Below are 26,647 nucleotides of genomic sequence, written 5' to 3' on the forward strand. Positions count from 1 at the left end.
GAACGCGCGCTATTTCACCCGCGCCGAGCCCGCGCGCTAGATGTTCCGGCCATCCACGTCTTTTTTACGGTTAATGATCGAGAAGGCGTGATGCCCCGGGCATCACGGAAAAAGACAGACCGGGGGATAACTCGCAAGACGCCTATTCGCCCTTGCCCCGGCTTGGCTTCCTGCCTATAGCTCTGGCTTTAATGACCCCTGCATCGAAATCGACCTATGTCTTCGGTCACCGGCATCTGCTGGGAATCGAGGGGCTTTCCGCTGCCGATATTACCGGCCTGCTCGACCTCTCCGAGGAGTATGTCGAGCTCAACCGCCAGATCGACAAGAAGCGCACCTCCTTGCGCGGCCGCACCCAGGTCAACCTGTTCTTCGAGGCCTCGACCCGCACCCAATCCTCGTTCGAAATCGCCGGCAAACGCCTCGGCGCCGACGTCATGAACATGTCGGTGTCCTCATCCTCGATGCGCAAGGGCGAAACCCTGATCGACACCGCGGTGACGCTGAACGCGATGCACCCGGACATTCTGGTAGTCCGGCATCATGCCTCCGGCGCGGTTGAATTGCTGGCGCGAAAGGTCGACGGCTCCGTGATCAACGCCGGCGACGGCGCCCATGAACATCCGACCCAGGCGTTGCTCGACGCGCTCACCATCCGCCGCAACAAGGGCCGGATCGAGGGCCTGGTGATCGCGATCTGCGGCGACGTGATGCATTCGCGGGTGGCGCGCTCCAACATCCTGCTGCTCAACACCATGGGCGCCCGCGTCCGCGTGGTGGCGCCTTCCACGCTATTGCCGCGCGGCATCGAGCGGATGGGCGTCGAAGTCGCCCGCGACATGCGCGAGGGCCTCAACGGCGCCGATATCGTCATGATGCTGCGGCTGCAGCGCGAGCGCATGAACGGTTCGTTCGTGCCGTCGAGCCAGGAATACTTCCACTACTTTGGCCTCGACCAGAAGAAACTGGCCTATGCCAAGCCCGACGCGCTGGTGATGCATCCGGGACCGATGAACCGGGGCGTCGAAATCGATTCGATCGTGGCCGATGGCGCGCAGTCGCTGATCCGCGAACAGGTCGAAATGGGAGTGGCGGTGCGGATGGCGGTGCTGGAAGCGCTCGCCCGCAACCTGCCGAACGCCTGATGCTGACCGATCGCCGCCCGATCCTGCTTGCGAACGCCCGCGTGATCGATCCCTCGCGCGATTTCGACGGCCCCGGCGACGTCCTGATCGCAGACGGCGTGATCCGCGATTCCAGGCGCGGCATCGGCGCCGCCGGCGTGCCCGAAGGCACCGACATCGTCAATTGCGCCGGCAAGATCGTCGCCCCCGGGCTGATCGACATGCGCGCCTTTGTCGGCGAGCCCGGCGCCAGCCACCGCGAGACCTTCGCCTCGGCAAGCCAGGCCGCGGCCACCGGCGGCATCACCACCATCATCTGCCAGCCCGACACCTCGCCGGTGATCGACAACTCGGCGACGGTGGATTTCGTGCTGCGCCGCGCGCGCGACACCGCGATCGTCAACATCCATCCGATGGCGGCGCTGACCAAGGGCATGCGCGGCGACGAGATGACCGAGATCGGCCTGTTGAAGGCCGCCGGCGCCGTCGCTTTCACCGACGGCGCCTCGAGCGTCACCAATGCGCAGTTGATGCGGCGGACGCTGACCTATGCCCGCGATTTCGACGCGCTCATCGTGCACCACACCGAAGATCCCGATCTGGTCGGCGAAGGCGTCATGAACGAAGGCGAGTTCGCGGCGCGGCTCGGCTTGATCGGCATCCCCGATGCCGCCGAGGCTGTCATGCTGGAGCGCGACATGCGCCTGGTCGCGCTGACCGGCGGACGCTATCACGCGGCCTCGTTGAGCTGCGTCGCGTCGCTGGAGATCCTCAGGCGCGCCCGCGATGCGGGATTGGCGGTCAGCGCGTCGGTATCGATCAACCATGTGACGCTGAACGAAAACGACATCGGCCCCTACCGGACCTTCCTGAAACTGTCGCCGCCGCTGCGCACCGAGGACGACCGCCTCGCGCTGGTCGACGCCGTCGCATCAGGACTGATCGACGTCATCATGTCCGACCACAATCCGCAGGACGTCGAGGTCAAGCGGCTGCCGTTTGCCGAAGCGACTGCCGGCGCGATTGGGCTCGAGACCATGCTGCCGGCGGCACTGCGGCTGATCCATAGTGGCGAGATGGATTTCAAGACCCTGATCCGCGCGATGTCGACGCGTCCCGCCGAGTTGCTGGGCTTGCCCGGCGGATCGCTGCGCGCGGGCTCCCCCGCCGACGTCATCGTGATCGACGCCGACACCCCCTGGGTGCTCGACCCTGCCGATCTCAAATCGCAATGCAAGAACACGCCGTTCGACGAGTCCAGGTTTTCCGGACGCGTCATGCGCACCATCGTCGGCGGACGCACGGTCTATGAACATGTCTGATCGGTACGCAACGTACCACCAAGGGAGGCACGATGATGTCGCCTGAAGTTTCGCTGCCGCTGGCGCTGGTGCTCGGCTATTTGCTTGGCTCGATTCCGTTCGGGCTGGTCCTGACCAAACTCGCCGGCACGCAGGATCTTCGTTCGATCGGCTCCGGCAATATCGGCGCGACCAACGTGCTGCGCACCGGCCACAGGGGCCTCGCCGCGGCCACGCTGATCTGCGACATGCTCAAGGGCACGGTGGCGGTGATCATCGCAGGCTATGGCGGCGGCCCCGACGCCGCCATGCTGGCAGCGCTTGGCGCCTTTCTCGGCCATCTGTTTCCGGTGTGGCTCAATTTCAGGGGCGGCAAAGGCGTCGCGGTCTATATCGGGGTGCTGCTCGGACTGTTCTGGCCGGCCGCCGTGGTATTTTGCGTACTTTGGCTCGCAACGGCAGCGACCACGCGCTACTCCTCGCTGTCAGGACTGGTCGCAAGCTTCGTCACGCCGCTGTTTCTGTGGTGGTTCGGCCATCCCGCCCTCGCCTCGCTGTGCGCGGTGCTGACGCTGCTGTCGTTCTACATGCATCGCGAAAACATCAAGCGGTTGCAGGCGGGGACTGAGGGGCGGATCGGGGAGAAGTAAGCCTTTAGCGCCGCGCCAGCGCCGCCTCGACAAACCGCGCGGCCTCGAGCGCTCGTGCGTCGCCGCCGAACGGTGCGATGATTTGCACCCCCACCGGCAGCCCATCCGCGGTGACGTAGGCGGGAACGTTGACGCAGGGGACACCCATCAGGGTCCAGAGCCGGTTGAAACGGGGATCACCGGTCGATGCCAGTCCTTCCGGCGGCGCCCCCAGTGCCGACAACGTCAGCAACACGTCGATGTCCTCGAACACGCGAGCCAGCGCACGCCGCGCCTGGTTCGCGACCCCGCGCGCCGCATCATAAGCGGCGGGCGTGATGTCCCTGCTTTCGTCGAGCCGGCCACGCAGCAGCGGCGGCATGGCGTCGTAGTTGACGCGGTATTCCCAGGCGAACGACTGGTGCGCCTCAAAATCCTGCACGACAGGATGGATGCGCCATGCCTCGGCGACGATTTCCGGCAACGCCAGCGCGCGAACCGATGCGCCGGCGCGTTCCGCCGCCGCTGCTGCGATCCGCAGCGCCTCGTCACCCGAAGCCTCCGCCGCGCCGGCAAACTCCTGCGTCACGATGCCGATGCGCGGGGCCTGCATCGCGGCGCGCGGCAGCAGTTCGGCCCGGCCGGTGATGGCGGAAAGTCCGTGCGCGAGATCTGCGACCCCGGCCGCGAACAGCCCGACCGTATCTAGCGTCCACGAGAAACATTTCACGCCGATGGTCGGCAGCAGCCGGTAGCTCGGCTTGATCGCGGCCGTGCCGCAAAACGAGGCGGGCCGGATCACCGAACCGCCGGTCTGCGTCCCCAGCGCCAGCGGAATCATTCCGGCGCCGACGGCGGCCGCCGAACCCGCCGACGATCCGCCCGGCGTATGACCGTGATGGTGCGGATTGAGCGTCGCCGTCGGATCGTTGGCCGCGAACGCCGTCGTCGTGGTCTTGCCGATGATCGTCGCACCCGCCTGCTTCAGCATCATCACCACAGCCGCATCCGCGCGCGGCCGCCATCCTCCGTAGATCGCCGGACAGCCCATTTCGGTCGGAAGGTTCGAGGTATCGATGATGTCCTTGATGCCGACGGCGATGCCGCGCAATGGCCCGGCGCTTGCCGCGCCGACGGTCCCGGGGCGGCAGACGAACGCACCGATGGTCTTGTCCTGCGCGTCGATCGCTTCGCAAGCCTGCGCAATCGAAGCTTCCGGTGAAAGATCGCCGGCATCGATACGGCGCTGGAGTTCGGCGAGCGAGATCATGGGCATGGTTCCCTGCGGCGACCGGATGCTTGTACGGACCTGATACCGATGGGGCAAGCCGATTGGAGTTGCCCGCCTTCGCCGGTTGATCCATGCTTGGCCGGCGGGGCGGCATGGACAAGCGATCACCTGGCACAACCCATCTCACCGATGCGCAGCGGATCGACTGGCTGCGGCTGATCCGCAGTGACAATGTCGGACCGCGCACGTTCCGCTCTCTCCTCAATCATTTCGGCAGCGCGCGAACCGCGCTGGAACGGCTGCCCGATCTGGCGCGGCGCGGCGGCGCCTCACGCCCCGCTCGAATCTCCAGCGAGGACGATGCGCGGGCGGAATTGTCGGCCGGACAAAAAATCGGTGTCAGCCTGATCGCACCGGGTGAAGCCGGTTACCCGCCGCGGCTGGCGGTGCTCGACGACGCGCCACCGTTGCTCGGCATGCGCGGCGGCAAGGAGGTGCTGATGCGGCCGACGATTGCGATCGTCGGCTCGCGCAACGCGTCGGGCGCCGGCCTGAAATTCGCCGGCATGCTCGCGCGCGATCTTGGCGAGGCCGGCTTCGTCATCGCCTCGGGGCTGGCGCGCGGCATCGATCAGGCGGCGCACCGCGCCAGCATCGCGAGCGGCACCGTGGCGGTGCTGGCCGGCGGTCACGACAGGGTCTATCCGCCCGAGCATGTGGGTCTGCTGGCGGAGATCGTCGAGTCCGGCGGGGCGGCGATTTCCGAAATGCCGATCGGCCATGTGCCGCGCGCCCGCGATTTTCCGAGGCGCAACCGGCTGATCTCGGGTGTGGCGCTTGGCGTGGTCGTGGTGGAGGCCGCGCATCGCTCGAGCTCGCTGATCACGGCAAGGATCGCGGCCGAACAGGGCCGCGAGGTGTTCGCCGTGCCCGGCTCGCCGCTCGACCCGCGCGCCGCCGGCACCAACGACCTGATCAAGCAGGGCGCGATGCTGACCACCTGCGCGGCCGACGTCATCAACGCCGTCGCGCCGATCATGGAACGGCCGATCGAATTATTCGCGCGCGAAACCGACGACGGGGAGCCGGCGATCAGTGAACCCGATGCGCGCGACCGCGATCGCGTCACCGGCCTGCTCGGACCAACTCCGGTTCTGCTCGACGACCTGATCCGGATGGCCGGAACCTCGCCGGCCATCGTGCGCACCGTGTTGCTCGAGCTCGAACTCGCAGGAAGGCTCGAGCGCCACGGCGGCGGATTGGTCTCGTTGATGTGAGGTGGGTCTGAAAGCGGATCAGTACCAGACGCCGGGTACGCCCGCCAGAATCGCAATCAGGGATGCCAGCAAGCCGATTCCGGAAAACAGCGCGATTGCGACCAGCGGATGACCATCGGATTTCTCCGATGAAGCAGTCGGCGCGAGAATTTGTGCAGAGATGCGTGCGGCTTTCGGCATGTCAGGCTCTCCATTCCAAGTCAAAAATCCCTGCCCATCGAGTTGTCTCCGCGCCTGCGACCAAGGTTCAACGCGCTGGTGCAAAATCAAAAAGCCTGACGCCAATGATGGAACCGCCGGCGCAATTGCGATTCGACCTCTCGTCAAATCACAGGATTTGTTTTCGTAAGCGAGCCGGGTTCCATCCTCCGCTTCCATTGCGTCGAACGGTGGCGAGGCGCCGGCCGCGCGAGATCGACAAAGTTCTGCGTCCGCAAAACGTCCAATAACGTGTATTTCCGGTACATACTCTTTTCGAGAGCGCAACCCAGGGAGTGTATTTTACAACTTTATGGACCCCAAACCGTGCCGGCTCGGGGTGTCTTCAACATCTGTCGATTTGACAGCGGGGGCCTGTGCACCCATGTTCGGAACGAAACGGCCGACGCGAATCCCGCGGAACCGGCCTTTATTTTTCCCGTAAGCCATTGGAATGACATGAATATCGTCATTGTCGAGTCGCCGGCGAAAGCCAAGACGATCAACAAATATTTGGGCGCGTCCTATGAAGTCCTGGCCTCTTTCGGCCATGTCCGCGACCTTCCGGCCAAGAATGGATCGGTCGATCCGGACGCCAACTTCCAGATGATCTGGGAGATCGACCCCAAGGCGGCGGGCCGGCTCAACGACATCGCCAAGGCGCTCAAGGGCGCCGACCGGCTGATCCTCGCCACCGACCCCGATCGCGAGGGCGAAGCCATTTCCTGGCACGTGCTCGAAGTCCTGAAGGAAAAACGCGCGCTCAAGGACCAGAAAATCGAGCGCGTGGTGTTCAACGCCATCACCAAGCAGGCGGTGACCGACGCGATGAAGCATCCGCGCCAGATCGACGGCGCGCTGGTCGACGCCTATATGGCGCGCCGCGCGCTGGATTATCTGGTCGGCTTCACGCTGTCGCCGGTGCTGTGGCGCAAACTGCCCGGCGCGCGCTCCGCCGGCCGCGTGCAGTCGGTGGCGCTGCGGCTGGTCTGCGACCGCGAACTCGAAATCGAGAAATTCGTCCCTCGGGAATACTGGTCGCTGGTCGCGACCCTGACCACGCCGCGCGGCGAGACGTTCGAAGCGCGGCTGGTCGGCGCCGACGGCAAGAAGCTGCAGCGGCTCGACATCGGCAGCGGCGCCGAGGTGGAAGATTTCAAGCAGGCGATCGAGTCAGCCGGCTTCACGGTCTCCACGGTCGAAGCCAAGCCGGCGCGCCGCAATCCGCAGGCGCCGTTCACCACTTCGACGCTGCAGCAGGAAGCCAGCCGCAAGATGGGCTTTGCCCCGGCGCATACCATGCGGATCGCACAACGGCTCTATGAAGGCATCGACATCGGCGGCGAGACCACGGGTCTGATCACCTATATGCGGACCGACGGCGTCCAGATCGACGGCTCGGCGATCACGCAGGCGCGAAAGGTGATCAGCGAAGACTACGGCAACGCCTACGTGCCTGAGGCGCCGCGCCAGTACCAGACCAAGGCCAAGAACGCGCAGGAAGCGCATGAAGCGATCCGCCCGACCGACCTGTCGCGACGCCCGGCCGAGATGCGCCGGCGTCTCGATCCCGATCAGGCGCGGCTCTACGAGTTGATCTGGATCCGCACCATCGCAAGCCAGATGGAATCCGCTGAACTGGAACGCACCACCGTCGATATCGCGGCCAAGGCCGGTTCGCGGCTGCTGGAACTGCGCGCCACCGGCCAGGTCGTCAAGTTCGACGGTTTTCTCGCGCTCTATCAGGAGGGCCGCGACGACGACGGTGACGACGAGGATAGTCGCCGCCTCCCCGCCATGAGCGAAGGCGAGTCCCTGAAGCGCAAGGACCTTGCGGTCACCCAGCACTTCACCGAACCGCCGCCGCGTTTTTCGGAAGCCTCCCTGGTCAAGCGCATGGAAGAGCTCGGCATCGGCCGTCCCTCGACCTACGCCTCGATCCTGCAGGTGCTGAAAGACCGCGGCTACGTCAGGCTCGAGAAGAAGCGCCTGCATGGCGAGGACAAGGGCCGCGTCGTGGTCGCGTTCCTGGAAAACTTCTTCGCCAAATATGTCGAATATGATTTCACCGCCGCCCTCGAAGAGCAGCTCGACCGCATTTCCAACAACGAGATTTCCTGGCAGCAGGTGCTCAGGGAGTTCTGGGTCGGCTTCATCGGCGCGGTCAACGAGATCAAGGACCTGCGGGTGACGCAGGTGCTGGATGCGCTCGACGACATGCTGGGACCGCACATCTATGCGCCGCGCGAGGATGGCGGCGATCCCCGGCAGTGCCCGACCTGCGGCACCGGCAAGCTCAACCTGAAGGCCGGCAAATTCGGCGCCTTCGTCGGCTGCACCAATTATCCGGAATGCCGCTACACCCGTCCGCTCGCCGCCGACAGCGAAGCCAGCGCCGACCGGGTCCTCGGCAAGGATCCGGTGTCCGGTCTCGACGTCGTGGTGAAGGCCGGCCGCTTCGGCCCCTACATCCAGCTCGGCGAGCCCAAGGACTATGCCGAAGGCGAAAAGCCGAAACGCGCCGGGATTCCGAAGAACATATCGCCAAGCGATATCGAACTCGGGCTGGCGCTGAAGCTGTTGTCGCTGCCGCGCGAAATCGGCAAGCATCCGGAGACCGGCGAGCCGATCACCGCAGGGTTGGGCCGGTTCGGTCCGTTCGTGCGCCACCAGAAGACCTATGCCAGCCTCGAGGCCGGCGACGAGGTGTTCGACATCGGGCTTAACCGCGCGGTGATGCTGATCGCCGAGAAGATCGCCAAGGGACCGAGCGGACGTCGTTTCGGCGCCGATCCCGGCAAGCCGTTGGGTGATCACCCGACCCTTGGGCTCGTCGCGGTCAAGGGTGGACGCTACGGCGCCTATGTCACGGCCGGTGGCGTCAACGCCACTATCCCCAGCGACAAGACGCAGGAAACCATTACGTTGCCGGAAGCCATCGCGCTGATCGACGAGCGCGTGGCGAAAGGCGGCGGCAAGCCGGCGCGAGGCAAGAAGAAGGCCCCGGCCAAGCCGGCAACCAAGCCTGCCGGGGTTGAAGCGGATGCGAAAGCGCCCAAGCCGGCCAGGAACGCCGCCGCGGCCAAGCCTGCGACAAAGCCTGCGGCAAAGGCCAAATCCGGCGCCGCCAGCAAGGCGCGCGCGCCGGTGACGCCGGCGGCGAAAACATCGCCCGCAAAAGCTGCCAAACCCGTCACCAAGAAAAGCGCCGGAAAGGCCCGCGGATAAAGTGACCAAACAACGCAACAGCGGCTTTCCGGACCGGGATGCCATCGTTGCCTTCATCCGCGCGCATCCCGGAAAAGTCGGAACCCGCGAGATCGCGCGGGAGTTCGGCCTGAAGAATGCCGACCGCGCCGAACTCAAGCGAATCCTGCGTGAATTGGCCGATGAAGGCACGATCGCCAGGCAGGGTAAAACGATACACGAGCCCGCGGCTCTGCCGCCGACCGTGATGGCCGACATCACCGGACGCGACAGCGACGGCGAACTGGTCGCGACCCCCGCCGAATGGGATGAGCAAAGCGGCGACCCGCCGAAAATCCGCATCCATGTTCCGCGCCGCCCGCAGCCGGGCACCGCCGCAGGCGTCGGCGACCGCGCGCTGCTGCATGTCGAGAAGCCGGAACCGAGCGACAGCGTCTATCGCGGCCGCGTCATCAAGGTGGTCGATCACGCCAAGACCCGCGTGCTCGGAATTTTCCGTGCCCTTGCCGGCGGCGGCGGACGGCTGATTCCGGTCGACAAGAAGCAGGCCGGCCGCGAGTTGAACATCGCCAAGGCCGACAGTGGCGGCGCCGAGGACGGCGATCTCGTCAGTGTCGATCTCGTGCGCTCGCGCGGCTACGGGCTGGCGTCCGGCAAGGTGAAGGAGCGGCTTGGTTCGCTGGCGAGCGAAAAAGCCGTCAGCCTGATCGCGATTCATGCCCACGAGATTCCGCAAGCGTTCTCGCCGGCCGCCCTGCGCGAGGCCGAGGCGGCAAGGCCTGCGACGCTGGCGGGGCGAGAGGACTGGCGCGACCTGCCGCTGGTGACGATCGATCCGCCCGACGCCAAGGACCATGACGACGCCGTGTATGCCGAACCCGATCCCGATCCCGGCAACAAGGGCGGCGTCGTCGTCACGGTCGCGATTGCGGATGTCGCGTTCTATGTGCGGCCGGGCTCGGCGCTCGACCGTGACGCGCTGACGCGCGGCAATTCGGTGTATTTCCCGGACCGCGTGGTTCCGATGCTGCCCGAACGCATCTCCAACGATCTGTGCTCGCTGGTGCCAGGTGAGCCGCGTGGCGCGCTTGCGGTGCGGATGGTGATCGGCAGTGATGGCCGCAAGCGCTCGCATACGTTCCATCGCATCCTGATGCGCTCGGCCGCCAAGCTGAATTACGCGCAGGCGCAAGCGGCGATCGACGGAAGGCCGGACGACACCACCGGTCCCCTGCTCGATCCGATCCTCAAACCGCTCTACGACGCCTATGCCATCGTCAAGCGCGCGCGCGACGAACGCGATCCGCTCGATCTCGACATTCCCGAACGCAAGATCTTGCTCAAGCCCGACGGCACGGTCGATCGCGTGGTCGTCCCCGAGCGGCTCGATGCGCACAAACTGATCGAAGAATTCATGATTCTGGCCAATGTCGCTGCGGCCGAAATGCTTGAAAAAAAGGTGCTGCCGCTTATCTACCGGGTGCACGATGAACCGACGCTGGAGAAGGTTCACAACCTTCAGGAATTCCTGAAGACCCTCGATCTGCCGTTCGCCAAAAGCGGCGCCTTGCGGCCCGCTCTGTTCAACCGCGTGCTGGCGCAGGTCAAGGGACATGATTCCGAACCGCTGGTGAATGAAGTGGTGTTGCGCTCGCAGGCCCAGGCGGAATATTCGGCCGAGAATTATGGCCACTTCGGCTTGAACCTCCGTCGTTACGCGCATTTCACTTCGCCGATCAGGCGATACGCGGACCTGATCGTGCATCGCGCGCTGATCCGGGGGTTGGGGCTTGGCGAAGGCGCGCTTCCGGAAACCGAAACGCCGGAAAGCCTGAGTGAGGTTGCCGCGCAAATTTCCGTCACCGAGCGCCGCGCCATGAAGGCCGAACGCGAGACCGCCGATCGCCTGATCGCACATTTTCTCGCCGACCGTATCGGAGCTACCTTTCAGGGCCGCATCTCCGGCGTCACCCGTGCCGGACTGTTCGTCAAGCTCAGCGATACCGGCGCCGACGGCCTGATCCCGATCCGCACGCTCGGCACCGAATACTTCAACTACGACGAGACGCGACACGCGCTGGTCGGCACACGCAGCGGTGCCATGCACCGGCTGGGTGACGTTGTCGATGTCCGTCTGGTAGAAGCAGCACCGGTGGCCGGCGCGTTGCGGTTTGAGTTGTTGTCGGAAGGCAAGGTCATGCCGCGCGGCCGCCGGCGCGACGGCGCGCGTAGCGGTGGTGCGCAAGCTCAGGCCAATACAGCGGTCAAGGCGCATCCTGGCCGCAATCCGCGCAAGAAGGATCGCGGGCCGAACAAGGCCAGGCCCGGCAAATCCAAGAAAGGCAAGTCATGGAAACCGTGAACGCTGCGACCAAGGTCTGGACGCGGGATGCCGCGATCGCCGAAAAGCGCGACCTGTGGACTGCGATGAAGCGCGGCTTCCGCGGCCGCTGTCCGCGCTGCGGCGAAGGCAAACTGTTTCGCGCCTTCCTCAAGGTGGACGGCAACTGCTCGGTCTGCGGTCTCGATTACACGCCGCACCGTGCCGACGACCTGCCCGCCTATCTCGTGATTGTCATCGTCGGCCACATGCTGGTGCCGGCGATATTGTGGATCGAGACCGTTTACGCGCCGCCGGTCGCGTTGCAGCTTTCGATCTATCTGCCGTTCACGCTGATCGCATCGCTGTTGTTGCTGCAGCCGGTGAAGGGAGCCGTGGTCGGGACGCAATGGGCGTTGCGGATGCATGGATTTGACGAGCAGAATCCTGAACCGTAGATCACGGTCATACAACAAGAAACGCGAGGGATGGCGGGACCAAGATGAGCGAAACCGAAAAGGTCGAAAAAGAAGCCGACCATCATCCCTACCGCCGCCCCAGGGATGCCGCCACGCTGATCCTGATCGATCGCAGCGGAGCGGTGCCGAAGGTTCTGGTCGGCAAGCGCCACGACAAGGTGGTGTTCATGCCCGGCAAGTTCGTCTTCCCCGGCGGACGCGTCGACAAATCCGACAACCGCGTTCCGGTGGCGGCGCCGATCTCGAAAGCGCTCGAAGCCAATCTGCTGAGGGGCAGTCCGAAGATCACCCCGTCGCGGGCGCGCGCGCTGGCGGTCGCCGCGATCCGCGAAGCCTGCGAGGAAACCGGCCTCTGTCTCGGCCTCAAGAGCAACGGGGCGATGCTCGAAGGCCCGTGGAAACCGTTTTCCGAAGCCGGCCTGCTGCCGGACCCGTCCAGCCTGTTCCTGATCGCCCGCGCGATCACCCCGCCCGGCCGTGTCAGGCGTTTCGATACCAGGTTTTTCACCGCGGATGCTTCCGCGATCACCCATCACGTGCAGGGCGTGATCCACGCCGATGCGGAACTGGTGGAGCTGGTCTGGGTCGAGATCGGATCGAAGCCGCTGGCCGATTTGCATCCCATGACCAAAAATGTGCTGAACGAGCTGGAAAAGCGCCTCGCCACCGGCCCGCTGAGCCACGACGCGGCGGTGCCGTTTTTCCATTTCTACGGCGGCAAGATGCACCGGGATATCCTGAGTGAGGCGTAGCGCCGTTCTCTCCTTCCGTCATTCCGGGATGCGCCGAAGGCGCAGGCCCGGAATCCAAAACCATCATCGGGAGTATGGATTCCGGGCCCGCGCGAAAACGCGCGTCCCGGAATGACGGTGTTGAGGGGACGCCCAAAAACAAAATAATCTCCTGTGCTTCCCATGATGGCGCGGCGCGGCTTCGTGCCCATCTCTTCAGGCGACTTCAACACGGGATGATCCAATGGCCAAACGTCAGTTGCGGCTCGGCGCGTTCATGCGGCCGGTCTCTATTCATACCGGCGCGTGGCGATACCCAGGGGCGTGGCCGGACGCCAATTTCAATTTCGCGCATATCAGGCAATTGATCCGGAAACTCGAGGCTGGCAAGTTCGACGCGTTCTTCATGGCCGACCATCTGGCCGTGCTCAACATGCCGATCAATGCCTTGAAGCGCAGCCACACCGTCACGTCGTTCGAACCGTTCACGCTGCTGTCGGCGCTGGCCGGTGCCACCGAGCATATCGGGTTGATCGCGACCGGCTCGACCACCTTCGACGAGCCCTACCACGTCGCCCGCCGGTTTGCCTCGCTCGATCACATCAGCGGCGGCCGCGCCGGATGGAACATCGTCACCACCTCGAATCCGGATGCCGCGCTGAATTTCGGGCTTGAGGAGCACATGGAGCACGCCGAACGCTACAAGCGTGCGCGCGAGTTCTACGATGTGGTCACCGGCCTGTGGGATTCCTTTGCCGACGACGCCTTTGTGCGCGACGTTGAAGCGGGCCTCTATTTCGACCCCGAAAAGATGCACGTGCTCAATCACAAGGGCAAATACCTCTCGGTCCGCGGACCGCTCAACATCGCCCGCCCGATACAGGGCTGGCCGGTGATCGTGCAGGCCGGCGCCTCCGATGACGGCAGACAGCTTGCGGCGGAGACCGCGGAGGCCGTGTTCACCGGCGGCGGCAGCCTTGCCGACGGACAAAAGCTTTATGCCGACATCAAGGGCCGCATGGACAGGCTCGGCCGCGACCGCAACAACCTGAAGATCCTGCCGGGCGCGTTCGTCGTGGTCGGAGACAGCGTCGAGGAAGCCCGCGAAAAACGCGCGCTGCTCGACAGCCGGGTGCATTACGACAGCGCGATTGCGTCGCTGTCGGTGATCCTGGGCACCGACGCGTCCGGCTTCGATCCCGACGGGCAGTTGCCGCCGATTCCCGAAACCAACGCGAGCAAGAGTGGCCGTCAGCGGCTGGTCGATGCCGCCGCGCGCGACAAGCTCACGGTACGCCAGTTGGCGCAGCGCGTCGGCGGCTATGGCGGACTGTCATTCGTCGGCACGCCGCAGACCATCGCCGACCAGATGGAGGAATGGCTGACTGCTTACGGCTGCGACGGTTTCAATATCATGTTCCCGTATCTGCCCGCCGGGCTCGACGACTTCGTCGACAAGGTGGTGCCGGAATTGCAGAAGCGCGAGATTTTCCGCACGCAATATGAAGGCAAGACCTTGCGGGAAAACCTGGGCCTGCCGCGGCCGAAGAACCGGTTCTTCGAAGCCTAAGCCACCGCCCTCTACCTCGGACGATGCGCCCGCAGGAAGGAACGGATCTGGCGTACCGCCAGCGGCACCCGTTCCTTGGGCTCCTTCCACGGGAACATGCTCACTTCCGCCTTTGGCGCCAGCATCGCCGTTTCCATGGCGACGGCGTAGGGATGCGACGGAATATCGTCGGGCAGGATCAGGACCGGCGTCTGGCAATTGCGCACGAAATCGCGCGTCACGGTGAAGACGAAGTCGGGATTGGTGCGATACATTTTTGTGAGGAATTTATCGACGATTTCCATCGTGAGTTCGGCCCTCCGGGCAACCAGGGCCGGACCCCAGTTCTTCATGTTGTTGTCGTAGAAAAGATCGCGCGCCTCGGGGCGCGATCCGCTCGGCTGCGCCAGCACCGCGGCGACAACGCGATCGGGCGCCCGCCGCAGCAGGTTCCAGATCATCGGGCCGCCGATGCAGAAGCCCAGCACCATGAACCTGTCGATGCCCAGATGATCGAGCAGGCCGAGTTGGTCGTCGGTGTGCGAATCCCAGGGACGGTCGATCTCAAGCGGGCCTGAGGATTGGCCGGGATTGGCGTTGCGCAGGTCGAAAGCGACGCAGCGGTACTCGCCCTTGAACTCCTCGATCGCGTTGAAAGGCGGATAACTGCCGGTGATGCCCGAGATCGTCGAGTTCAATCCGCCGCCGGCGATCAGCAACAACGGAAAACCGGAGCCGGCCTCCTCGAAATGGATGCGCACCGCGCCTTTCTCGTAAGTGCCCATGGTCCCTCCTCCCTGCCCGCTCGCGCAAACAGACGCGTGCCCGCGGTAGCCGTCGCCGTCGCGGCGACTCCGTTGCCAGTATGGTCCATCTGATTGGATCCATCGCCGGCGTTCCCCATTGCCCGGCACATCGTTGCTGCGTGCCGCTCGGAGCGAAGTGTAGCTTTCGCGAGGCCGGATTAGCACAAGCTCGGTCAACGCTGAAGGGGGGCGAATGCCCCTCTTCAAAGCGTCACCGCAACGCCCGCTGCGGCGATGGCGGCGTCGTATGCTTCTCCCCCCACATGCGCAAGGTGCGAAGCAGGGGCCGAAGCTCACGCCCCTTGCCGGTAACGACATATTCGGCTCGCGGAGGATGATCCGCGTAAGTCCTTCGCTCAACGATCCCGTGCTGTTCGAGTGTTTTAAGGCGGGCCGACAGGGTATTTGGACTAATTCGAGGAAACGCGCATTGCAAATCCTGAAACTTGCGCGGGCCCTGCAGAATAAGGTCGCGCAAGATCAGCATTGTCCAGCGGTCGCCGACAATCTCGAGCGTCCGGGCCACCGGACAAAATTGCGTGTAGTCGATCGTCATTGAGATACCGCGTCTGGAATCGAATCCCGGCCCCGTCCGGGCCAAGCCGCGGGCAAAGACGTTCACGACTTTATCATGATCGTCAGCGTTGACATAGTCGCATCCTATATTATAGTAACTGCAAAATCTATAGCAATAGGAGCCCAATCATGAGCACCCTTTCCGCAGGATTCAAACAACCCCAGGCATCCCAGGCGGCGACAATCGGCCTGTTGCTGTCGGGTGGCGCGCTCGCGGCCCTCTGGGTCGGGATCAACCTGATTTTCCCGGGTCTCGCTCCGACGGGGATTCCGTCGGCTGTTACGCGCCTAGCAATTCATTTCGCGATCCTGGCAGGCTTATGGCTTGGCCTGTCGCGGACCGAGTTTTCAGCGAGCAAGCGCTTCATCCTTTGGCTCAGCGTCGCCATCCCCTTCACGCTGTGGCTCGCGGTCGTTTGGAACCTGGCGGTTAGCGGCGCCTTCCAGCCGATTCCCGGAGTGGTCCGCGTGCCAAGGTTGCCGATCGCGATTTTTGCGCCTGTCATCATTGGGCTCTTTGTGGTGTTGCGGTCGAAATCGATCGCGACGTTTTTGGATGCCATGCCAGGCTCCTGGCTGATTGCGCTGCAGGTTTATCGAATCTTCGGCGGGATTTTCATCGTCAATTGGGTGAACGGAACGGCACCGGGGATTTTCGCCTGGCCCGCCGGCATCGGTGACATGCTCACGGGCATCACGGCGTTGCCAGTCGCGCTGTTGCTGGCATCCGTAACAGCGAGGGCACGAAGCGCCGCCATAACCTGGAATATTTTCGGACTTTGCGATTTTGCGGTTGCGATCACGATGGGCATCCTCAGCTCGCCGGGGCCATTGCAGATATTCGGCTTTGAAATCCCGGCATCGCTGGCGGGCACCTACCCGACCGTGATGATCCCGGCATTCGCTGTCCCGAGCTCGATTCTCCTGCACGCACTTTCGATCCGGCAACTCAGGCGGATCGAACGGCGGGAGAACCCCGCCTGACGCGCCGTGAGGCTCAATCGCCGGTCGTGGCGCGGTGTCCGACCGCGACGGTCAGCCCGGAAACGCCGGATTTCCGTAAGGGTAATACTGCCTGAGGTCGACATTTTCATAAGGCAGCTTGTTGAGGCGAACCGTTCCGAGAAACGGCTCGGTCGGCTCGACCAGCAGGATGGTCTTGGCAAAACCGTTGTCGTGGAAGCCGCGCCGGAAATGCACCCGCGATTTGATTGCGAACACCTGACAGGCGTCGAGATCCACGCCCAGATTCTTCAGCGAAAACGGCTCGATCACCTGCACCAGATAGGAACTGAGGATCAGGACATTGCCGCGGCCGAACTGGATGCTGGCCCAGAACTGGCCGTGGCCTTCGACAGCCCTGATGATCGTGCCCTGGATGCGCACGGGGTCGCCGGCGGATTCGTCGGCCAATCCGCCGATCGCCATGTCGAAGCTGTCGCCGGCCTTGGCGCCCCGCGCTTTGAGTTCGGCGGTGGCCGCGGCATCCGCGATGGTCGCAATCACGGTATTGGACAGGTCCTGCGCGACGATCTCCCTGAGCAGCCAGGTGGCATAGCCGGAGCGATCGCTGTGGTCGGCCAGCACGACCGGGGTCTCGCCGCGCTGCACGGCCTGTTTCGCCAGCGCGACGCCTTCGGGAATGCTGTGGACTTTGGTTGAATTCAGCAGCGCCTCGCGCAGGCGCCATGTAGTCGCGGCCATGTCGCGGCAGACCTTGGCGGCCAGTGCGGGATTTCCGTTGGTGAGCACTTGTATGGTCATGCCGACATCGGGCACGTCGGCAAACGGGAAACCGAAGAACACGTTGACATAGACATCGGGCTCGCTGGCTTCCCAGACCAGCGCCCGCTGCACTAGGTCCATCCAAGGCGAGGCACCGGTCCACTGCAGCACGGTCGGCGAGATGATCGGAACCTTCGACGTCACATGCGCCGGCTTGTAGTCGCCCCTGATGGCCCGCACCAGGGTTCGCGCCGCGCGCTCGCCTTGCAGATAGCTGTCGTAGTGCGGGAAATATTTCACGGTGAACGCCATGTCGGCGTATTTGAGGAATTCATCGTCCTCGTTGCCGTGCGGATCGAAGGTCGCGGTGATGAACACCTCGGGGCCGACGGCTTCCCGCACTCGTCGCGCCAGTTCAGCCTCGGGGCGAGCGATGCCGCGCACCGCCATCGCCCCGTGCACGCAGAGATAGACGCCGTCGAACGGCTTGCCGGCTTTGATCCCGGCGATCATCTTGCCGACAAAGATTTCGTAGGCTTGCCCTGTGACCCACCCCGAGCCGGTGCCGGTCTTGGGCCATAGCGGCGATTCGATGCCGACCAGTTCGACGCCATCGAACTCCCGCGCCATCTTCACAAAACCGCCCATATAGGCTTTGGGGTCGAATTTCAGCAGCGCTTCGCCGCTGGCGGGCGAGCCGGGATAGATGAAATCGTCTAGCGTGGTGTCGTTGTTGAGAAACGTCACCGTCTCGTGGGAAAAATGCAGCACGGCAATGCGGATCGAAGAATCGCCCATGACTGCCCGTCCCTCACCCTGCCCGCGACCGGCAACATTCTGGCATCGAAGAACGGCTCCGCCAACAGGGCGAAATCGGCGCGATCCGGCGGCAAAACCGGTCATAATAGGCCGCACGCGAGCTTGACTTTGGGCCGTCAGAAGCTAGGTTGCGCGGCAAATGCGCCCCGGACGGGCTGCGCCAGTTTCCCTTCTATTTGAGGTTCCCGACATGGCCAAAGCGGTCACCATCAAGGTCAAGCTCGTTTCCTCGGCGGATACCGGCTTCTATTACGTCGCCAAGAAGAATTCGCGCACCATGACCGACAAGCTGGTCAAGAAGAAGTACGACCCGGTCGCGCGCAAGCACGTCGAATTCCGCGAGTCCAAGATCAAGTAGGATTGCGGACGTTACTGACTTCCAGCGGGGCCTTCGGGTCCCGTTTTTATTTGGGACCTCGATGCTCGCCCCAAATACAACTGTCATCGCCCGGTCAAGCCGGGCGATGACAGTTAGGTCAGCGGCCGTCGGCGCATGACACCGCCGCCCTACGCCGTCCGCAACAGCGGCGGCCGCGAGGGCCGTATCAACGCGAAGGCGACCTGGACAATGCCGCCGGCGAGACCCAAGGCGACGCCGATGCGCCACGCCATGGTGTAGGAGCCGAGCGCGTCATAGATCAACCCGCCGCCGTAGGCGCCGAGGAAGCTGCCGAGCTGATGGCTCATGAAGGCGAGGCCCTGGATCATCGCCTGCCACTGCAATCCGAACATCTCGGCGACGGCGCCCGCGACCAGCGGCCCGACGCCCATCCACAGGAATCCCATCAGCGCGCCGAACAACAGGGTCGAGGCCGGTGACGGCGGCAGCGTGAAATACCAGGCGAGAATCAGCGAGCGGAAAACATAGATCGCGCCCAGCAGCGCCAGCTTGTTCCAGCGTTCGCCGGCCCAGCCGAAGAACAGGCTGCCGAGCACGTTGAAGCCGCCGATCATGCCGAGCGTCTGCGCGCTCAGCATCGGGTCCATGCCGCAGATCGCCAGATAGGACGGCAGATGCGTGGTGAGAAACACCAGTTGCATGCCGCAGACGAAATAGGCGCAGGTCATCACCACGAACGACGCGTTGCCAAGGGCGACCTTCACCGCGACGCCGGCCGAGGTATCGCCGATATCGTCCACCGACCGTGCCGGCAGCGGCACCTTGTCGACCTTGCCCGCAAACCACGCCGCCGGAAGCATCACTAACGACAGGATCACGAAGCCGACGAGGCCGGTGCGCCAGCCGTAACCTTCACTGAGGATTTGTCCGATCGGCGCCGACAGCAACGCGCCAAGCGATCCCGCCGCCGAAACCATGCCCAGCACGGTGCTCCGCACCGTCGCCGGCACCGCGCGCGCCGCCACCGACATCGCGATCGCCGCGGCGGTGCAGGCCAAGGAAGTTCCGATCAGCACGCCCGCGCCGATCATGACGCTGAGAAATCCCTGCGCGCTCGCCATCAAGGCGAGGCCCGCGATGTAAAACACCGCGCCGGCCATCATGATCGGGCGAAAGCCGTATCGCACCGTCATCGCGCCGGCGAGCGGCTGCAGGAATCCCCAGGCGAGGTTCTGCATGGCGATCGCAAGGGTGAAATCGGAAACCGAGATGTGGATGTCGCGCGTCAGCGGCTGCAGGAAGATGCCCAGGCTCTGGCGAAAGCCCATGCTCAGCGTAAGCATGACGGAAGCGCCGATCAGGATGGGAAGCGTGGGACGCAGGGTTCTCAGCAGGGACATTGTTCTTGTTCTTTCTTGGCCGTCGCGGGGCAAAAACCGCGACCTGCCGTCGCCTGAGAGTTCGGGGACTGCAGTCTGCACAAATTTAACGCAGGCGATCCCGAGACGCAACTCCGAGACGTCAGCGATTGAACCGAGAAGCTGCGGCGTACTGGATACTCCGCTTTCGCGGAGTATGACGGACCGGGAAGTGCCAAACGCTACGCCGCCGCGGCGACCACCCGGTTACGGCCGTCATGCTTGGCGCGGTAGAGCGCGGTGTCGGCGCGCTTGAGGACGTCGGCGACGGGCTCGCCCTTCAATTCCAGCGTCGACAGCCCGATCGAGATCGTGACCTCGATGCGTTTGCTGCCCTTGCTGACCGCGAAGGGTTCGCCCGCGATCGAGCGCCGCAGCCGCTCCGCCACCATGCCCGCGACATGCAGGTCGGTCTCCGGCATCACGATGACGAATTCCTCGCCGCCGTAGCGGCAGGCGAGATCGATGCCGCGGATCGACTTGCGGACCCTCACGGCAAATTCGCGCAGCACGTCGTCGCCGGCATCGTGGCCGTAATTGTCGTTGATCGACTTGAAAAAATCGATGTCGAGCATCATCAGCGCCAGCGGCTTGCCGCGGGTCGAGGCCTGCTCGGCCAGCGTGCTCAAATGGCTTTCCATGTAACGGCGGTTATGCAGGCCGGTCAGCGCATCGGTGATCGCCATCTCGATTGAATTCTGCACGTTGTCGCGCAGATGGTCGGTATAGCGGCGCTTGCGGATCTGGGTGCGCGCGCGCGCCAGCAACTCGTTCTTGTCGACCGGGCGCAGCAGGTAGTCATTGACGCCGATCTCGAGGCCGCGGAGCAGCCGCGTATTGTTGTCGGCATCGGCGATCGCCAGGATCGGCACCGCCCTCGTCCGCTCCAGCGAGCGGGCCTGGCTGCACAGCCGCAACCCGTCGAAATTCTGCAAGCCCAGCGAGACGATCAGCAGGTCGTAATTGCCGTCGGCAGCATGAAACACCGCTTCTGCCGGATTGGTTTCGACATCGACGGTGTGCTCCAGGCTCAGCACCGGCGCCAGCCGCTCATAGGATGACGGCCGGTCGTCGACCAAGAGGATGCGCCCCCCCTTGCCGGTATCGGCCACCGCACTGCGCTCCGGCGCCTGCACGCCGATCTCGAGCGAGGTGATGGCGCGCATCCGCAGCTCGTCGGTCATCATCTTCAAGCGGGTCAAGGAGCGCACCCGCGCGATCAGCACGATGTCGGATACCGGCTTGGTCAGGAAATCGTCGGCGCCGGCTTCAAGGCCGCGCACGCGATCGGCCGGGCTGTCCAGCGCCGTCACCATCACAACCGGGATGAAATGCGTGGCGGGGTTGGACTTCAGCCGGCGGCAAACCTCGAAACCATCCATGTCCGGCATCATCACGTCGAGCAGGATGATGTCGCATTCGGCGCGGGCGCAGATCGCGAGCGCCTCGGCGCCGTCGGTGGCGGTCACGACATCGAAATATTCGGCCGACAGCCGTGCTTCCAGCAGCTTGACGTTGGCGGGGACGTCGTCGACGACCAGGATACGCGCGGACAATCGAAACTCTCCTACCCGATGAACCGTCGAACGGTTTCAATAAACTTGCCGACCGAGATCGGCTTGGACAGATAGGCCTCGCAGCCACCCTCGCGGATGCGTTCCTCGTCGCCCTTCATCGCAAACGCCGTCACCGCAACCACGGGAATGGCGCGCAGTTCGGGATCGTCCTTGATCCAGCGCGTCACTTCGAGGCCGGATACCTGCGGCAGCTGGATATCCATCAGGATCAGATCGGGACGCATGGTGCGGACGAGATCGAGCGCCTCGAAGCCATTGCTGGTGCCCGAGGTCTGGTAGCCATGCGCTTCCAAGAGATCGCGAAAGAGCTTCATATTCAGCTCATTGTCCTCCACGATCAGGACGGTTTTCGCCATCCCGTCCCTCCCCTGATCCCAACTAGCAGGCCCCGGCATCCGATGCATCGCCATCGCCGAACGTGTCAAAAACTGAATTCAAACTAGCGCCAGATTCGCTCTAACCCGTTAAGCCGCAGTGCCATCTTTATGCGAAGTGGCTTCCACTTGCTTGAACACGTTCCGCAGACTCGGGCATGATGGTTCCAAAATAGAGACCATAAGTTACGGAAAGGCAAACACATCCGTTGAGAAAGCCTGTTCACAACCCCCGGGAAGTGGCTGAAATCGTTGCCGTTCAGGCGCTTTCTTTTATCGCCGGCGAGCCCGAACGGCTAGGCCTGTTCCTGGCCGAAAGCGGAATCGGCCCGGAGACCCTGCGAACTGCGGCTGCCGACCCGCATTTTCTCGGCAGCGTGCTCGATTTCGTGCTGCGCGATGACGCAACCGTGAAAGCGTTCGCCGCCGCCTCGCAGCTTCACCCCACCAACATTGCCGCAGCACGCCAGGCGCTAAGCGACCCCGATTGGGAGCGCGATGGGCCGTGACATCACCCGCGCCGCCGATGGACGGACCGACCTGCTTCTGCCGGGATTGCCTTGGCGACCAAGATCTTGGCAATAAAGCGGTCCGGCGATGCGGCGAATGCGGCTCGCCTCGCCTGGTTCGTCACCCCGCGCTGCCCTCGCTCACGCTCGCCCATATCGATTGCGACGCGTTCTACGCCACGGTCGAGAAACGCGACAATCCAGAGCTCGCCGACAAGCCGGTGATCATCGGCGGCGGCAAGCGCGGCGTGGTGTCGGCGGCCTGCTACATCTCCCGGACCTACGGCGTGCGCTCGGCGATGCCGATGTTCAAGGCGCTGGCGCTGTGCCCGTCCGCCATCGTGATCCGGCCCGACATAGCGAAATATGTCCGGGTCGGCCGCGAGGTGCGCCATGCCATGCAGGCGCTGACGCCGCTGGTCGAGCCGCTGTCGATCGACGAGGCGTTCCTCGATCTTGGCGGCACCCAGCGCGTGCACGGCATGATCCCGGCGAAAGTGCTGGCGCGCTTTGCCCGCGAGGTCGAGCGCGGCATCGGCATCACGGTCTCGGTGGGTCTTTCCTGCAACAAGTTTCTTGCCAAGATCGCCTCCGACCTGGACAAGCCGCGCGGCTTTGCAGCGCTCGATCAAGACGAGGCCCGGGTCATGCTGGCGGACAAGCTGGTCGGGTTCATCTTCGGCGTCGGGCCTGCCACCCAGGAGAAGCTGTTGCAGCGCGGCTTTCGCACCATCGCCGACCTGCAGCGCGCCGACGAGGTCGACCTGATGAAGCAGTTCTCGACCGAGGGCCGCCGGCTGTGGCGGCTGGCGCGCGGCATCGACGACCGCAAGGTGGTGCCTGACCGGGGCGCCAAGACCATCTCCAGCGAGACCACGTTCGAGACCGACATCCGCGATTTTGCCACCCTGGAAAAGACGCTGTGGCGGCTGTCGGAGAAAGTATCGGCGCGCCTCAAGAACAGCGAGCTTTCCGGGCTGACCATCACGCTGAAGCTGAAGACCGCCGATTTCCGCCAACGCACCCGCTCGCAATCGATCCACGCGCCGACCCAACTGGCGGCAAAGATCTTCGCGGTCTCGCGCGAGATGCTGGTCAGGGAAGTCGACGGCACGGCGTTTCGCCTGATGGGGACAGGCGTCAGCGCGCTGCGGGCGGGATCGCAGGCCGACGACACCGACATGCTCGACCGCCGCTCGGCCCACGCCGAACGCGCGATCGACGATCTGCGCAGGAAATTCGGCAATGCCGCCGTGATCAGGGGGATTGCCTATGACGGGCCGGAGAAGCCGGAGTGAGGCTCGACGCGCCGCTCCGAGACCATCCTCGATGCGTGATACGATCCGAATGCAGATGGAGCCGAGCGCCAGAACTTTGCCTAACGCGGCAAAAAGCTGACCGTGATATGAGTGATGGTCCAGTAAAGGAACGCCCCTGGCGCCAGGACATACCACAACGGGCCATGACCTTCGAAACCATACGTCCACACCGCCCCAACGGCAATGAAGGCAACGACAAGACCGACATGGAGGGTACGAAAGCCTGACAGGTTGGTTCGCGTCCACGTCAACCAATCGGCTGCCGGTGAGGCTTGGCCACGCTCTTTCAGTTTGTAGCACGTGAACACATACCAGCCGACCACGTGGAACAGAATCAGCAGATAGATGCCCAAGCGGAGCGCAAATCCGAGGCTGATCCAGAGGAATACGCCAACGAAAACCCGAATGAGCGGGCCATGCCGGTCCCCCATCTCTTTAACCGTTTGCCCCGTGGCGTGGGCGTACCAACGCGCTAATGCGCCCAGACCCAGCACGCAGAAGGCTACCGGCGCCAAAGCGATTACGGCGCGCAAATTACCTGTTAGTTCGGGGAGAACAAGCGCGGGCGATTGCTGCCCCAAGACCAAGGCCGACCAAATCACGGTAGCAAAAGTCCCGATTGACAAGCCGATCAACCAGTTAACAAAGCGATCGAACAGCGGCCGATCCGCGATGACGCCCGAGGAGTCGGTTGCCACATAGAACATCGCTTGATCGCGTAATTCGTGCGCCAGGAAGTAGAACAATATGGCGTAGAGCGCCAGGGGACTCGCCCCGGTTTCAGACCAGTGGAAGCGCATCGTCTTGCTACCGGTCATTTCATTGGAAAACGCCGTCCCTAGAAAGGCGTATCCCAAACACAGGAGACCGCCGAGCACCAACAGGCCGGCGATCGACGCCCGTCGACCCACCGTCCGGTTCCGCGCACTCGCCGCCATGAACAGAAACCCGATGCCGTAGTGGGGTAAGGTGACATAGCGCATCACCATTTCAGCAGACCCCTTCAGATCATCCATGAAATCAAAATCAATGGAAGGGTCCGGGTGAAGGAAGTTGCTGACTCCCCAGAAAAAAGGCTGAATCATTCCAACCAAGCCGATAACCCAAGCGGACGAAATGAGAAAATTCTGCTCATTGACGCCCAAGCCGCGCCCAGGAATGGCGACGCGGAAGCCAGCCATACGCATTCTGCCCGCGCCAAAAGAGTGATTGGGGTCTGGCAAGTTCGGAACTTCACGAGATCCGAGCTGAGGATTCCACGTGAACTGGCTGCCCGGTCGCGGCGTCGATCCATGCGGCATGGACTGTTGGACGAAATGCAATCCCGAGCGACAGAGCCGCGACAGCAATCCCATCCCACGCGAAATGCCATTCCCACGCATAAACGCCACCGACCGAAAACACGATTAAGTATGGGAACAGCCAACAGCCGGGCGCCTTTGGCGTCAATGAGCCGGTCGGTCTCCGTCGAGGGACAAGCGCGATTGTTTGCCGATGTGTCGGCGGCGCAACATGTCCGAAGCGGGTCTTGGCCGTGTAAAAACGCCATTCCGGGGAAGTCGGTGAGAAGGCAGCACGGTTCGGTCTCAGGCCGCGACCGCAGCCATCAGCGGCTTGGTACCGACGATGTTCCGGCTCGTGATTTACCCGACGAGTCAAATCGCGCCTCGCCTTTTAGGTCCGGATTTGGCCGGGGCCGCTGTTGCGCCAAAGCATCAGTTAGGTTTCTGTTTTTCACGACGCGCACAATCCTTTTGACTGTGCATCCGCGTGCGGTTAGGTCTACCCGCTGGGCTACAGGATCGTTGCCATGTTGGAAGCATTGACCGCGTTGTTCGGCGTCGTGAGCGCCGGAATTTTCATCGCCCACGCCTTCGACGGTTACCTGTCGCGCCCTTAAGGGGGAGAGCCGGAATTGCGCGGGAACAAATGGTCGCTCTCCAGCATCAGTCCGGTGACGGATAAGGCGCTCGCGTACCTAATATCTGTCGGCATAATGGGCTTTGGCTTTTGGATTGTATGGGTTTCGTCCGGCTCGGCGCTGATGTGGCTTGCTGGATCGGCGCCGGTGGCGGTCGGGCTGCTCAGCCTTTCCAACGAAATTCGCAATACGCCCTAGAGCTGACGGTTCTCTCACAGTCGACCAAGATAGCGGCGCAGGCTGTGTCTGGTCGTCCTCACGGGCCGGTCAGATCATCATGAGCTTGATCTGCCCGCCTTCAATGGTTCCCGTCGCGAGCGCGTCGCGAGCCCTCTTTTCGATGGCCGGCCAGTTCGCCAGAAGATACTTCTGCGCCTGTACTCTGGTTGGTAAATTGGTTTGCAAAACGCAGCCCTGCCGCGCGTTTCCATTCGCAATCTGAAAAGAGACCGTTTGGGGGCCCTCATTAATCTCTTGTTCGGTGGGCTTGGGAAGTTTGCGCATAGTGCTCTTTCACGAAATTTTCGCGCTGGCCGCGAAGGATGCCCGTCCCATCTTGGGCTGAACGAAACGACGGGGCGACCCGGCAGGTTTAATCGACGCAGGCTGCCCCAGCCTCGATCTTTTTGGCTTTTGCCAGTCGCTTCGGCGCGGGCTCCGGGCTGGGCTGCGTGTTGCGCACAGCCTCCGTCAGCATTTGACGGAGTTCAGCCTTCGTCTTGGGCGGTTCCCGAGTGCTCGATCTTTGCCAGTTCATTGATCTTATATGGGGATGCCCGAGGGTAAATGCCACTGTGCCGGTGAAACAGGACCCCGCATCGGTCGCCGCCGGCGCCTGATGTACCCAAGACGGGCAAATCAGTGAACTGTCAAGGCCCGGTCGCAAAAATATTCTGATTTTCAGAATAGCCAAATCAGGCGTATACCCATTGCCGTCCCGTCCCTTTCGGAGGGGCGTTGCGCAACGTCATCAACGCGGGGCGGGATGCGGTGGACGCGGATGGCGCTTTGACGAATGCGCCTGAGGCAGACGGCGAAGTCGTGTGGTCCTGACACCCCGACGCTGGTGTCAAGTTTGCGAAAGGCGACTTTCGCAGATGACGGTGGCAAGAAAGCCCGGTCACCGGGGAGAGCGCGAAATAAGCCGTAAAACCATTGTGCGGGGAATGCCGGGTGATTTCCGGTGTGACCGTGGTGACTTTGCTGGCATGGCTTGT

The 26,647-nt window shown here is 63.5% G+C and carries 24 protein-coding genes; 14 read left to right on the forward strand and 10 right to left on the reverse strand.

What is annotated here, in order from left to right; genetic code table 11:
* The first annotated feature begins 191 nt into the window (after positions 1-191).
* From E7813_RS05205 to plsY, 3 genes are read left to right on the forward strand one after another with little or no spacing between them, the layout of a single operon-like run.
* Complete coding sequence (locus E7813_RS05205) at positions 192-1,145, forward strand: aspartate carbamoyltransferase catalytic subunit (protein ID WP_291571543.1); 954 nt, start codon at positions 192-194, stop codon at positions 1,143-1,145.
* Entirely contained in the window at positions 1,145-2,446 is a 1,302-nt protein-coding gene (locus E7813_RS05210; protein WP_291571545.1) for a dihydroorotase, read from the forward strand. Before E7813_RS05205 ends, E7813_RS05210 begins: the two co-directional genes overlap by 1 nt.
* Before the next feature lie 35 nt (positions 2,447-2,481).
* Complete coding sequence (gene plsY, locus E7813_RS05215) at positions 2,482-3,075, forward strand: glycerol-3-phosphate 1-O-acyltransferase PlsY (RefSeq protein WP_291571548.1); 594 nt, start codon at positions 2,482-2,484, stop codon at positions 3,073-3,075.
* A 4-nt stretch (positions 3,076-3,079) separates the two neighbouring features.
* Here plsY and E7813_RS05220 read toward each other — a convergent pair whose 3' ends face one another.
* On the reverse strand, positions 3,080-4,324 hold the full coding sequence (locus tag E7813_RS05220) for an amidase (protein ID WP_291571551.1): 1,245 nt from the start codon (positions 4,322-4,324) through the stop codon (positions 3,080-3,082).
* Between the two features lie 113 nt (positions 4,325-4,437).
* On the opposite strand from E7813_RS05220, the gene dprA reads away from it, so the two are divergent.
* The gene (gene dprA, locus E7813_RS05225; RefSeq protein ID WP_291571553.1) at positions 4,438-5,562 is read left to right on the forward strand and encodes a DNA-processing protein DprA; all 1,125 of its coding nucleotides are present in this window, start codon (positions 4,438-4,440) and stop codon (positions 5,560-5,562) included.
* An 18-nt stretch (positions 5,563-5,580) separates the two neighbouring features.
* On the opposite strand, the gene E7813_RS05230 is transcribed toward dprA, so the two are convergent.
* A complete protein-coding gene (locus E7813_RS05230; protein ID WP_291571555.1) occupies positions 5,581-5,742 on the reverse strand; it encodes a hypothetical protein in 162 nt (53 codons plus the stop codon).
* Positions 5,743-6,219: 477 nt separating this feature from the next.
* Between E7813_RS05230 and topA the strand changes: the two genes are divergently transcribed.
* The 5 genes from topA (at position 6,220) to E7813_RS05255 (ending at position 14,067) form a co-directional block, all read left to right on the forward strand.
* Positions 6,220-8,988, forward strand: coding sequence for a type I DNA topoisomerase (topA, locus tag E7813_RS05235; protein WP_291571558.1), 2,769 nt, complete (start codon positions 6,220-6,222; stop codon positions 8,986-8,988).
* Between the two features lies 1 nt (position 8,989).
* A complete protein-coding gene (gene rnr, locus E7813_RS05240) occupies positions 8,990-11,329 on the forward strand; it encodes a ribonuclease R (RefSeq protein ID WP_291571559.1) in 2,340 nt (779 codons plus the stop codon).
* Positions 11,317-11,745, forward strand: a complete 429-nt coding sequence (locus tag E7813_RS05245) for a DUF983 domain-containing protein (protein WP_291571561.1) — start codon at positions 11,317-11,319, stop codon at positions 11,743-11,745. Before rnr ends, E7813_RS05245 begins: the two co-directional genes overlap by 13 nt.
* Positions 11,746-11,789: 44 nt before the next feature.
* On the forward strand, positions 11,790-12,518 hold the full coding sequence (locus E7813_RS05250) for an NUDIX domain-containing protein (RefSeq protein ID WP_291571563.1): 729 nt from the start codon (positions 11,790-11,792) through the stop codon (positions 12,516-12,518).
* 223 nt (positions 12,519-12,741) lie between these two features.
* Positions 12,742-14,067 carry an LLM class flavin-dependent oxidoreductase gene (locus tag E7813_RS05255; protein ID WP_291571565.1) on the forward strand — a complete coding sequence of 442 codons (1,326 nt, stop codon included), beginning with the start codon at positions 12,742-12,744 and terminating at the stop codon, positions 14,065-14,067.
* 11 nt (positions 14,068-14,078) lie between these two features.
* On the opposite strand, the gene E7813_RS05260 is transcribed toward E7813_RS05255, so the two are convergent.
* Entirely contained in the window at positions 14,079-14,831 is a 753-nt protein-coding gene (locus E7813_RS05260) for an alpha/beta hydrolase (RefSeq protein ID WP_291571567.1), read from the reverse strand.
* Positions 14,832-15,063: 232 nt separating this feature from the next.
* Positions 15,064-15,408 (reverse strand): helix-turn-helix domain-containing protein, encoded by a 345-nt coding sequence (locus tag E7813_RS05265; RefSeq protein WP_291571569.1) that lies wholly within the window; start codon positions 15,406-15,408, stop codon positions 15,064-15,066.
* A 149-nt stretch (positions 15,409-15,557) separates the two neighbouring features.
* On the opposite strand from E7813_RS05265, the gene E7813_RS05270 reads away from it, so the two are divergent.
* Positions 15,558-16,412: a hypothetical protein gene (locus E7813_RS05270; protein WP_291571571.1), complete on the forward strand. Its 855-nt coding sequence runs from the start codon at positions 15,558-15,560 to the stop codon at positions 16,410-16,412.
* Between the two features lie 51 nt (positions 16,413-16,463).
* Here the strand turns inward: E7813_RS05270 and E7813_RS05275 are convergent, their stop codons facing one another.
* Positions 16,464-17,951, reverse strand: a complete 1,488-nt coding sequence (locus E7813_RS05275; RefSeq protein WP_291571573.1) for a M81 family metallopeptidase — start codon at positions 17,949-17,951, stop codon at positions 16,464-16,466.
* A gap of 211 nt (positions 17,952-18,162) precedes the next feature.
* Between E7813_RS05275 and rpmG the strand changes: the two genes are divergently transcribed.
* The gene (gene rpmG / locus E7813_RS05280) at positions 18,163-18,330 is read left to right on the forward strand and encodes a 50S ribosomal protein L33 (protein ID WP_045008041.1); all 168 of its coding nucleotides are present in this window, start codon (positions 18,163-18,165) and stop codon (positions 18,328-18,330) included.
* Between the two features lie 149 nt (positions 18,331-18,479).
* Here rpmG and E7813_RS05285 read toward each other — a convergent pair whose 3' ends face one another.
* From E7813_RS05285 to E7813_RS05295, 3 genes are all read right to left on the reverse strand, one after another.
* Positions 18,480-19,712, reverse strand: a complete 1,233-nt coding sequence (locus E7813_RS05285; RefSeq protein WP_291571576.1) for an MFS transporter — start codon at positions 19,710-19,712, stop codon at positions 18,480-18,482.
* A gap of 200 nt (positions 19,713-19,912) precedes the next feature.
* Positions 19,913-21,286, reverse strand: a complete 1,374-nt coding sequence (locus E7813_RS05290; protein ID WP_291571578.1) for a PleD family two-component system response regulator — start codon at positions 21,284-21,286, stop codon at positions 19,913-19,915.
* A gap of 11 nt (positions 21,287-21,297) precedes the next feature.
* Positions 21,298-21,663 (reverse strand): response regulator, encoded by a 366-nt coding sequence (locus E7813_RS05295; protein WP_291571580.1) that lies wholly within the window; start codon positions 21,661-21,663, stop codon positions 21,298-21,300.
* Positions 21,664-21,890: 227 nt separating this feature from the next.
* On the opposite strand from E7813_RS05295, the gene E7813_RS05300 reads away from it, so the two are divergent.
* Together E7813_RS05300 and E7813_RS05305 are read left to right on the forward strand one after the other, a co-directional pair.
* On the forward strand, positions 21,891-22,190 hold the full coding sequence (locus E7813_RS05300; RefSeq protein WP_291571581.1) for a DUF3572 domain-containing protein: 300 nt from the start codon (positions 21,891-21,893) through the stop codon (positions 22,188-22,190).
* A gap of 17 nt (positions 22,191-22,207) precedes the next feature.
* Positions 22,208-23,488, forward strand: a complete 1,281-nt coding sequence (locus tag E7813_RS05305; protein WP_291571590.1) for a DNA polymerase IV — start codon at positions 22,208-22,210, stop codon at positions 23,486-23,488.
* 80 nt (positions 23,489-23,568) lie between these two features.
* Here E7813_RS05305 and E7813_RS05310 read toward each other — a convergent pair whose 3' ends face one another.
* Entirely contained in the window at positions 23,569-24,690 is a 1,122-nt protein-coding gene (locus tag E7813_RS05310; protein WP_291571583.1) for a hypothetical protein, read from the reverse strand.
* A 734-nt stretch (positions 24,691-25,424) separates the two neighbouring features.
* Here E7813_RS05310 and E7813_RS05315 point away from each other — a divergent pair.
* A complete protein-coding gene (locus E7813_RS05315; RefSeq protein ID WP_291571585.1) occupies positions 25,425-25,628 on the forward strand; it encodes a hypothetical protein in 204 nt (67 codons plus the stop codon).
* 69 nt (positions 25,629-25,697) lie between these two features.
* Here the strand turns inward: E7813_RS05315 and E7813_RS05320 are convergent, their stop codons facing one another.
* Positions 25,698-25,934, reverse strand: coding sequence for a hypothetical protein (locus E7813_RS05320; protein WP_291571587.1), 237 nt, complete (start codon positions 25,932-25,934; stop codon positions 25,698-25,700).
* Between the last annotated feature and the right edge of the window lie 713 nt (positions 25,935-26,647).

The sequence above is a fragment of the Bradyrhizobium sp. genome (genome assembly GCF_004799405.1).
Taxonomy (GTDB): domain Bacteria; phylum Pseudomonadota; class Alphaproteobacteria; order Rhizobiales; family Xanthobacteraceae; genus Bradyrhizobium.

Coding starts and splice junctions, on each gene's coding strand:
- topA (WP_291571558.1), top strand. CDS start 6,220: ATGAATATCGTCATTGTCGAGTCGCCGGCGAAAGCCAAGACGATCAAC.
- E7813_RS05305 (WP_291571590.1), top strand. CDS start 22,208: ATGGACGGACCGACCTGCTTCTGCCGGGATTGCCTTGGCGACCAAGAT.
- E7813_RS05320 (WP_291571587.1), bottom strand. CDS start 25,934: ATGCGCAAACTTCCCAAGCCCACCGAACAAGAGATTAATGAGGGCCCC.
- E7813_RS05245 (WP_291571561.1), top strand. CDS start 11,317: ATGGAAACCGTGAACGCTGCGACCAAGGTCTGGACGCGGGATGCCGCG.
- E7813_RS05295 (WP_291571580.1), bottom strand. CDS start 21,663: ATGGCGAAAACCGTCCTGATCGTGGAGGACAATGAGCTGAATATGAAG.
- E7813_RS05270 (WP_291571571.1), top strand. CDS start 15,558: ATGAGCACCCTTTCCGCAGGATTCAAACAACCCCAGGCATCCCAGGCG.
- E7813_RS05260 (WP_291571567.1), bottom strand. CDS start 14,831: ATGGGCACTTACGAGAAAGGCGCGGTGCGCATCCATTTCGAGGAGGCC.
- E7813_RS05310 (WP_291571583.1), bottom strand. CDS start 24,690: ATGGCTGGCTTCCGCGTCGCCATTCCTGGGCGCGGCTTGGGCGTCAAT.
- E7813_RS05250 (WP_291571563.1), top strand. CDS start 11,790: ATGAGCGAAACCGAAAAGGTCGAAAAAGAAGCCGACCATCATCCCTAC.
- E7813_RS05205 (WP_291571543.1), top strand. CDS start 192: ATGACCCCTGCATCGAAATCGACCTATGTCTTCGGTCACCGGCATCTG.
- E7813_RS05210 (WP_291571545.1), top strand. CDS start 1,145: ATGCTGACCGATCGCCGCCCGATCCTGCTTGCGAACGCCCGCGTGATC.
- plsY (WP_291571548.1), top strand. CDS start 2,482: ATGTCGCCTGAAGTTTCGCTGCCGCTGGCGCTGGTGCTCGGCTATTTG.
- E7813_RS05265 (WP_291571569.1), bottom strand. CDS start 15,408: ATGACGATCGACTACACGCAATTTTGTCCGGTGGCCCGGACGCTCGAG.
- E7813_RS05230 (WP_291571555.1), bottom strand. CDS start 5,742: ATGCCGAAAGCCGCACGCATCTCTGCACAAATTCTCGCGCCGACTGCT.
- E7813_RS05255 (WP_291571565.1), top strand. CDS start 12,742: ATGGCCAAACGTCAGTTGCGGCTCGGCGCGTTCATGCGGCCGGTCTCT.
- rpmG (WP_045008041.1), top strand. CDS start 18,163: ATGGCCAAAGCGGTCACCATCAAGGTCAAGCTCGTTTCCTCGGCGGAT.
- E7813_RS05285 (WP_291571576.1), bottom strand. CDS start 19,712: ATGTCCCTGCTGAGAACCCTGCGTCCCACGCTTCCCATCCTGATCGGC.
- E7813_RS05275 (WP_291571573.1), bottom strand. CDS start 17,951: ATGGGCGATTCTTCGATCCGCATTGCCGTGCTGCATTTTTCCCACGAG.
- dprA (WP_291571553.1), top strand. CDS start 4,438: ATGGACAAGCGATCACCTGGCACAACCCATCTCACCGATGCGCAGCGG.
- E7813_RS05220 (WP_291571551.1), bottom strand. CDS start 4,324: ATGATCTCGCTCGCCGAACTCCAGCGCCGTATCGATGCCGGCGATCTT.